Genomic DNA, 1,519 nt, shown 5'->3' on the forward strand with positions numbered 1-1,519 from the left:
TCATGGATCCTGAATTTGCCTCCAATGTTGATCATTTAATACCTCTTGAACGATCTTCCGAATATGACATGTTTAGACGTTCATTGACGGAACGTCTATGTTGAATGATTTATTTACACCATTTAACAACAAATGTTCTGCCGAGTGATTAAAGGCGAAAAATAACCCCTGAAGATGTTATCCGACTCATTCTGTTGATGTGAAGTGAATCTATTCAAGAGATTGGTCCATGATTAGCCTATAAACCAATTTAGATTAGGCAGGAGTTACATATTTATAGTATTGATGGGGTAACTGAAGATACACCAATGAGTCGTGTATATTTTGGCTCTGCGCACAGTAAAGGAGAGCGATCTTTTTTGTTCCCACTTTTCTCCTCGCTTACCTAATGAATACCAGCTCTCAAATTATACTTAATGCGGGATTATGGGAATTTAAAAAGCGTGAAATTACAATTGCCTCGCAGCTGGTAGATAATTTACCTGGAATGAGCGCCATCCAAATAGACAAACTCTGCCATATAGAGGCACTGAATTCAGATAGGTTCCACGTGCTCCTTTACAACATGAAATTAAATGACATGAGTCCAAGATGACGTATGGAGTACCGATGAGGACAGCTCACATACTCTTAAGCGTTCTAGTACATTCCCTAAAGGTTGGCAATTTAGGCTTATTAAATACCTGATAAATGGTTTCGAACCAAAGCTATTGGCGGCTTCTCTACCTCGTGAGCAATATTCGAGAAAAGGTATCACAGCACTTTACCATGAGCGGTGGCCAATTGAGTTGGGCTATAGAGATATCAAGAAATCGATGCCAAAAAACATTGTGACCCTTCGAAGTATAAAGTCAGAGTTAGTAATTCAAGAGCTTTACGGCATATTGATAGCATACAACCTCATAAGGTATGAAGCGGCATTGTAGGCAAAGTAATTGAAAGTAAGAGGAGCCAAGCACTTAATAACCTTTAAACGAACAGCATTGGAACTTGCTTCTGGGTCTAAAGTACAAAAGGCTACCGACTGCGTTCGCAGTGAACTGGCTCTTTTTATGCTAGGTAAATATCGTGCGAAAGGTTTATGATACAGCGCGAAACGCTGGCATTCTTTTCGCACAAGGTGAAGTGAGCTAGTTTAGCTGTTGCAGAGGGACTTAAATGCAAAAAACCCGCTGCATTGCTGCAACGAGTTTGACGTACGTGGATGTACTAATGTCGATTAGATTCATAGATGAATGTTATTTATCGACCTATAAGTGCTCAGGCGCGCCTAGTCGGGGCCACCTGGCTGGCGATGTCCTACTTTTATCGTGTAAAAGGTTCGCGACAGCGAACGAAGTGAACCCGCTCTTTTTACGCAAGGTGAATAACGTGCAAAAGGCTACCGACTGCGAACGCAGTGAGTACGGTTCTTTTGCGCAAGATGAAGTGAGCTGTTTTAACTATTGCTGAGACTGTCATCTCCAAAACCTACCCAACATCAAAAACATGGATCCTGAAACGAGTTCAGGACGACGGT

General features: G+C 41.5%; 1 protein-coding gene. It reads left to right on the forward strand.

Annotated elements, in window-relative coordinates:
- The first annotated feature begins 686 nt into the window (after positions 1 to 686).
- Positions 687 to 926, forward strand: coding sequence for a transposase (locus J8M00_RS27930; RefSeq protein ID WP_432652298.1), 240 nt, complete (start codon positions 687 to 689; stop codon positions 924 to 926).
- The last annotated feature ends 593 nt before the right edge of the window (positions 927 to 1,519 follow it).

Source organism: Pseudoalteromonas luteoviolacea, from assembly GCF_018100925.1.
Taxonomy (GTDB): Bacteria; Pseudomonadota; Gammaproteobacteria; order Enterobacterales; family Alteromonadaceae; genus Pseudoalteromonas; species Pseudoalteromonas obscura.